This window comes from Frankia sp. CeRuru1 (assembly GCF_977966315.1).
This window is the reverse complement of the sequence record NZ_CDWWEW010000334.1, coordinates 1-5,691: the sequence shown is the minus strand read 5'-3', so window position 1 is coordinate 5,691 and position 5,691 is coordinate 1. Positions and strand designations below refer to the sequence as shown.

The following is a 5,691-nucleotide window of genomic DNA, read 5'->3' as shown; positions in this document are numbered from 1 at the left end:
ATCCCGCCACGCGTGCCCGCCTAATTACGACATCCACCGTAATTCGAAGAGCCGAACTGTTCCGCGCCCAAACCTGTTGTACGATGAATCCGCAACGAATTCTCCTTCTACGAGAAGGACCAGGAAATAACGACCATGACCACTATTGCCACCGAGGAGCGTATCTCCTGGCAGCGCGCGACAATCGAGGAGCACATCCGCCAGGAGAATGCCAAGGATTGGGAGAAGGTCTACGACACCTTCCTGCGCGACAAGCGCGCCTTCTACGACGTCGTCCCGCTAAACGCCCGCTACGAAGGAATCAACGGCGTTCAGGAGTTCTACGAAGCGCTCGCTCTTGCCCTACCGGACTTCATCGTCACTGTCACCGGAGAATACGACCTCCCCGGCTACTCCTGGCGAGAGGTGACCCTGGCAGGGACACATCAGGGCGAGTTCGCCGGCATCGCCCCTCAGGGTCGTCCGGTTCATTTCGAAAGCGTTGTGCTTTACATCTTCAGTGACCAGGAACCGGACAAAATCATCGCCGAGCGCGCGTACTGGGACAACGACTCGATCTTCCGTCAGATGAAGGGGGAGACCGATGCTCCGCGCGGCGGCGTGGGCCTGACTGACCGCGAACCCATCCGAACGGCCATCGCCTGACCCGAACCCGCGGGCAGGGCGCGCCCTCGTCGCGCGAGCACCGCCGTGTCTCTCCCTGGACGCGGCCTCTCCCTAAGGGCAGCACCCCCGCCAAGACGCCGCCAACCAGGGAAAACGGCAGCGTTCAGGACACCGGGGGCAGCTCAGGGGGCCGGGTGCAGCTCCGTGCGCAGCTCGTGGCTGCCGTCCGGCCGGGAGGCCTCGTAGTACAGCCGCCGGCCGCCGTCCGGGAGCTCGACCACGCTGACGTAGCGCAGGGCGCCGTCCCCGTCCGGACAGACCGCGACCGGCTCGGTGCCGACCGCGTGGAACCGGTCGACGGTCACCCCGACGGCGAGGCCGGTGCGTTCCGCCCAGTTCTCCGCCGCGGTGGCCCGACCGTCGTACAGGGCGACCGGCTGGGAGCCGCCCGTGAGCACGGAACTGATCCGCACGCCGCGGGCGTCCCAGCAGCCGGGCCGGGGCGCCAGCGCCGTTCCGGTCCAGGTCCAGGTCATGCCGTCCGGGCTCGTGGCGTGGCGGCTGTCCATCCGGTCCGTCGCCAGCGGGTCGTCGAGCAGGTGGCAGGAGGCCCACAGATGCCACTGCCCGCCGTAATGGACCACGACCGGGTCCTTGACGGCGAGGCTGGCCGGATCGCCGGGCAGGACGGTGCGGCGGCGGGCCGGGTCGAACGCCGTGGGGTCGTCGGCCTCCAGCAGGTCCACCCACCAGTGCGGGCTGCCCGGAGCCGCGCAGCTCACATAGAGCCGCCATGATCCCTGCGGGGTCACCACCAGAGCGGGCCGCTCCAGGCTCTCGGCGCCGAACGGGTCCCGGGGCACGACGGCGATCTCGGTGAAGTTCTCCCCGTCGGTGGAGCGGGCGATGACGACGCCGAAACCCCGGCCGATCCCGATGGGACGGCGCAGCCGATAGGCCAGATGGAATACGCCATCCACCGTAATGGCGCACGGCGCGCCGGCCCAGTACCCCGGGCCGTCACCGGGCGGCGCGACCACGGTCACGGCGGGCCTCAGTCCGGGGAGCGGTACGGTCGTCGCCACCAGGTGCTGTTTGCTCATTACCACGCAGCAACCCTACCGGCGGGGTAAGGATGACGAACGTTCCGTTCCGTTCACGCCGTCCCGCCCTGACCGCTACCATCTTGAGGTCCCCGGTCGGATTACTGGAATATGCGAGGTGCGTACCCCGGCCCCGGGGCTGCCTACGGCCGGATCCGCCCGCGGCCGACCCCAGTCGCTCATCGACCCCAGTCGCCCACCGACCCCAGTCGTCCAGGAGCGCCCGTCATATGGCCCTTCCCGACTTCCTCGTGATCGGCGTGCCGAAAGCCGGAACGACGGCGCTGCACGCGGCACTCGTCCGGCACCCGGCGCTGTTCCTCCCGTCGGCGAAGGAGCCGAAGTTCTTCCTGTCACAGGGGCCGCCGCCGGCCCGGGGCGGCCCCGGTGACGCCCAGACGTACCAGGAGCACGTGTGGCGGCGGGCCGGCTACGAGGCGCTGTTCGATGCCGCTCCGGCGGGGACGCTCAAGGGCGAGGCTACTCCGTTCTACCTCTACGACCTGGACGCCCAGAACCGGGTCAGGCGGCTCCTGCCGAAGGCGCGGATCATCGTCATGCTGCGCAACCCGGTCGACCGCGCGCATTCGAACTGGACCCATCTGTGGGCGGCGGGGCTGGAGCCGGAACGTGACTTCGTCCAGGCCTGTGCCCTAGAGCGTGAGCGCCGGGACGCCGGCTGGGCCCAGTTCTGGCACTACGTCTCCCTAGGCCTGTACGGGGAGCAGCTCAGCCATCTGTTCACCCTGTTCTCCCGCGACCAGGTCCTGCTGCTGCGCTACCGGGACCTGCGCGACTCCCCCGCCGCCACGCTGGACCGGGTCTGCGAGTTCCTCGGCGTCGAGACAGGTCTGGTGGACCTGGTGCCCGCCGAGAACGTCACGCCGTTCGTCGCGGACACCCCCGTGAACAGCGTGCTGCGCGCGGCGCTGCGCACCGGCGGGCGGATCGGGCATCACTTCCCGGTTCCCGTGCGCAGGACCTTCCGCGGTCCGCTGCTCACCGCGTTGCAGCGGCAGAAGGGCGGGCGCCCGAAGCTCACCCCCGAGCAGCGCCGCGCCGTGCTGCCGTATTTCGTCGACGACATCGCCCGCCTCGAGGAGATCACCGGCCTGTCCTACGCCGACTGGCTCACCGTGGGCCTCAAACCCGAGGTCATCGACTGACGGGGCCGGCGACGGGCGGGGCCGGCCGAGGTCAGCCGAGCGATCGTGGGTCGGCGGGCACGTCGACGGCATGGGCGCGCAGCGCCTCCAGCGGGATGACCTCCAGGGCGCGTTCGTGCGTCGAGGCCAGCACGACAGGCGCGGCGGCCCCCGCCTCGTAGGCCTGCAGCCACCGCACCGCGACCACGCACCAGCGGTCACCCGGGCGCAGGCCGGGGAAGGAATACTCGGGTCGGGGCGTCGACAGGTCGTTGCCGACCTGCCGCTGGTGCCGTAGGAACTCGGTGGTGACCACCGCGCACACGGTATGGCTGCCGAGGTCCTCCGGACCGGTGCTGCAGCACCCGTCGCGGTAGAAGCCGGTCACCGGGTCGGTGCCGCAGGGCTCCAGTTCCCCACCGAGAACATTCCGTTCATCTGCCACATCGACAGTTTCTCCCACTCGTCCGGTGGCGACACGGCAACCACCCGGATCGGGCCCGCGAGGTCGCTCACCGCAGCTGTGCGGGCAGCGCGTCGGCATGCACGACGGTGAGGGCGCTCACGGCGCGGGTGAGGACGACGTAGAGCCGGCGCAACCCCTGCAACGGCCACGCCTCACCCGCCACGATCGCGGCGGGTTCCACCACGATGACATGGTCGAACTCCAGTCCCTTGGCGAGCGAGGCGGGCACGAGGCAGGCCCACCCGGGTGGGGTGTCCCCGTCGAGCGGGACGATCGGCAGCCGCGCGGCGTCCAGCGCCGCCGCGAGTGCCGCCACCTCCCGGTCGGCGATGATGATCTCCAGCGAGCCGGGGTGGGGCAGGGTCCGGCGGGTGTGGTCGACCACCGCGGCGGTGAGCCCCTCCGGGGTGGTCGGGGCCGTCGTCAACGCGCCGCGCGTGGTCCGCGCCGAGGTCGCCGGGCGCAGATCCGGGGCGATGTGGCGCAGGAGCCGGTTCGCGAAGTCGAGGATCTCCGCGGGCACCCGGTAACCGCGGGTCAGCACCTCCAGGTGCGCCGTGGGTTTGCCGAGCTGGGCCAGCAACGTCGGCCACGAAGTCGCGGCCCAGCCGGTGGTGCCCTGGGCGATGTCCCCGAGGACGGTGGCGGAGCCGTCCGCGCAGCGGCGGCCGAGCGCGCGGCCCTGCATCGCGGAGAGGTCCTGCGCCTCATCGATGATCACGTGCCCGAAGCCCGGTTCGCTCTCGATGAGGTCCCGGGCCTCATCGATGCAGAACGCGTCGGCGAGCGACCAGCGCGCCGTCCGGGCCCCGCCTCGCGGTGCGCCGGTCAGCAGCAGGCGCTGTTCGTCGCCGGTGAGCACCCCGCTGGCCGCCGACGCCAGGAACGCCGGGTCGGTGAGCAGGCGGTGCACCAGGCCCGGCGCGTCGGCCCGCGGCCAGACCGCCTCGACGGCCTCGCGGACAGACTCGGCGATCCGGCCGGCCAGGCGTGCCCGGGCGGTGCCGTAGCGCAACGCGCCCGCCCGCAGCTGCGCAATCAGGTCGGCGGCCAGGTCCGCGAACTCGTCGGCAACGCCCGACGGATCACCGTCGCCATCCGGGCGTCGCCCTTGAGCGCGGCCACGTCGTCGGGGTCCGTGCCATGCACGGCGACCGCGCCCACCACGTCGTCGAGGGTGCTGTGCCGCACCGTGAACTCCCCGAGAGAGGGCAGCACCGCGGCGATGTAGCCGGGGACCCGGGGCGCGTCAGGCCCGTAGTCGACCCGGGCGAAGAACAGCGGCGTCGAATCCTCCTGCTCGGTGAAGCTGGCGAGCCGCCGTTGCTTCGCCAGCTTCAGGTAGGCGTTCGTCACCTTGTCCACGACCGCGTCGCCCGCGGTGATCTCCGTTCCCTCGATCTCGGCCCGCATCCCCGCCAGCGCCCGCCGGCTGCGCTGGAGGTGCTCGCGTTCCGCGGCCAGCTCCGCGTCCGGTCCGGCCACCTCGACAGCCACCTCGACAGCCACCTCGACGGTCAGATCGACCGGATCCGCATCCGGTTCGGCGTTCATGCTGTCGATCACCACCGAGCACCCCTTTCTTAAGTCGGCAAGAAATGCTATCCGGGCGAAGACGGCACTCCCCGCGTTCCTTGAGGACCGAGGCTGGCGGAGTCGCGTGTTCAGCTCACATCCAGGACGGCGGGTCTATAGCGGTTCGTGACCGGATGGCATGCTGTAGGGCATGGGCGTGGATACGGGGGTCCAACCCTCGGACGACAACACCGCGGGGGTGCCGGCGAAGACGGACTTCTTCGTCTCCTACACCGCGGCCGATCAGCAGTGGGCGGAGTGGATCGCCTGGCAGCTGGAGGCGGCCGGCTACCGGGTACTGATCGAGGCCTGGGACTCCATCCCTGGCTCGAACTGGGCTTTCCGCTTCCAGCAGGGCGTCACCGAGGCCGCGCACACCATCGCCGTGCTCTCCGAGGCCTACCTGGCCTCCGACCGCGTCCAGGCGCAATGGCGCGCCGTCCACGCCGCCGACCCGCTGGGCTTCGCCAGCAGGCTGATACCCGTCAAGATCACCAACTGCCCTCTGCCTGATCCGCATCCGCTCCGCCAGATCGTCTCGTTGGACCTGTTCGGCCTCGACGAGCCTGCCGCCACCACCCGCCTCACCAAGAAGATCAACGCCCTGCGCAAGGGCAGGGAAAAACCAAGCAAGCCGCCGCCCTTCCCTAAGCCTTCCTGGCCTGGCCCGGTTCTGCCTGAGGACCCATCACACAGTGGCCGCTCCACTATTGTCATTCGCGCTTGGCGGGGTGTCTGGCACGGGGTTCGTGCCCACCCGTGGTGGACCCTTGCCATCGTGGTCGTGGTCGTGGTC

At 70.3% G+C, this 5,691-nt stretch carries 7 protein-coding genes; 3 read left to right on the top strand and 4 right to left on the bottom strand.

Translation table 11 applies throughout. From position 1 onward, the window contains the following. Positions 1 to 135: 135 nt before the first annotated feature. A complete protein-coding gene (locus tag AC08OP_RS19565; protein ID WP_476615512.1) occupies positions 136 to 645 on the top strand; it encodes an ester cyclase in 510 nt (169 codons plus the stop codon). Between the two features lie 143 nt (positions 646 to 788). Here AC08OP_RS19565 and AC08OP_RS19560 read toward each other — a convergent pair whose 3' ends face one another. Next, positions 789 to 1,709 carry a glycoside hydrolase family protein gene (locus AC08OP_RS19560; protein ID WP_476615511.1) on the bottom strand — a complete coding sequence of 307 codons (921 nt, stop codon included), beginning with the start codon at positions 1,707 to 1,709 and terminating at the stop codon, positions 789 to 791. A 230-nt stretch (positions 1,710 to 1,939) separates the two neighbouring features. Here AC08OP_RS19560 and AC08OP_RS19555 point away from each other — a divergent pair, with 230 nt between their 5' ends. Beyond that, positions 1,940 to 2,875 (top strand): sulfotransferase family protein, encoded by a 936-nt coding sequence (locus AC08OP_RS19555; protein ID WP_476615510.1) that lies wholly within the window; start codon positions 1,940 to 1,942, stop codon positions 2,873 to 2,875. A 31-nt stretch (positions 2,876 to 2,906) separates the two neighbouring features. Here AC08OP_RS19555 and AC08OP_RS19550 read toward each other — a convergent pair whose 3' ends face one another. From AC08OP_RS19550 to AC08OP_RS19540, 3 genes are all read right to left on the bottom strand, one after another. Further along, positions 2,907 to 3,299, bottom strand: coding sequence for a DUF2237 family protein (locus AC08OP_RS19550; protein WP_011436808.1), 393 nt, complete (start codon positions 3,297 to 3,299; stop codon positions 2,907 to 2,909). Positions 3,300 to 3,366: 67 nt separating this feature from the next. Further along, positions 3,367 to 4,335: a helicase domain-containing protein gene (locus tag AC08OP_RS19545; RefSeq protein WP_476615509.1), complete on the bottom strand. Its 969-nt coding sequence runs from the start codon at positions 4,333 to 4,335 to the stop codon at positions 3,367 to 3,369. A gap of 23 nt (positions 4,336 to 4,358) precedes the next feature. Further along, on the bottom strand, positions 4,359 to 4,889 hold the full coding sequence (locus AC08OP_RS19540; RefSeq protein ID WP_476615508.1) for a hypothetical protein: 531 nt from the start codon (positions 4,887 to 4,889) through the stop codon (positions 4,359 to 4,361). 157 nt (positions 4,890 to 5,046) lie between these two features. Between AC08OP_RS19540 and AC08OP_RS19535 the strand changes: the two genes are divergently transcribed. Beyond that, positions 5,047 to 5,691: toll/interleukin-1 receptor domain-containing protein (locus AC08OP_RS19535; protein WP_476615507.1), on the top strand; the 645-nt coding region annotated here is incomplete at its 3' end.

What these genes read in the sequence shown, in the direction of transcription:
- AC08OP_RS19560 (WP_476615511.1), bottom strand. Translation starts at nt 1,709, where the DNA reads ATGAGCAAACAGCACCTGGTGGCGACGACCGTACCGCTCCCCGGACTG.
- AC08OP_RS19565 (WP_476615512.1), top strand. Translation starts at nt 136, where the DNA reads ATGACCACTATTGCCACCGAGGAGCGTATCTCCTGGCAGCGCGCGACA.
- AC08OP_RS19555 (WP_476615510.1), top strand. Translation starts at nt 1,940, where the DNA reads ATGGCCCTTCCCGACTTCCTCGTGATCGGCGTGCCGAAAGCCGGAACG.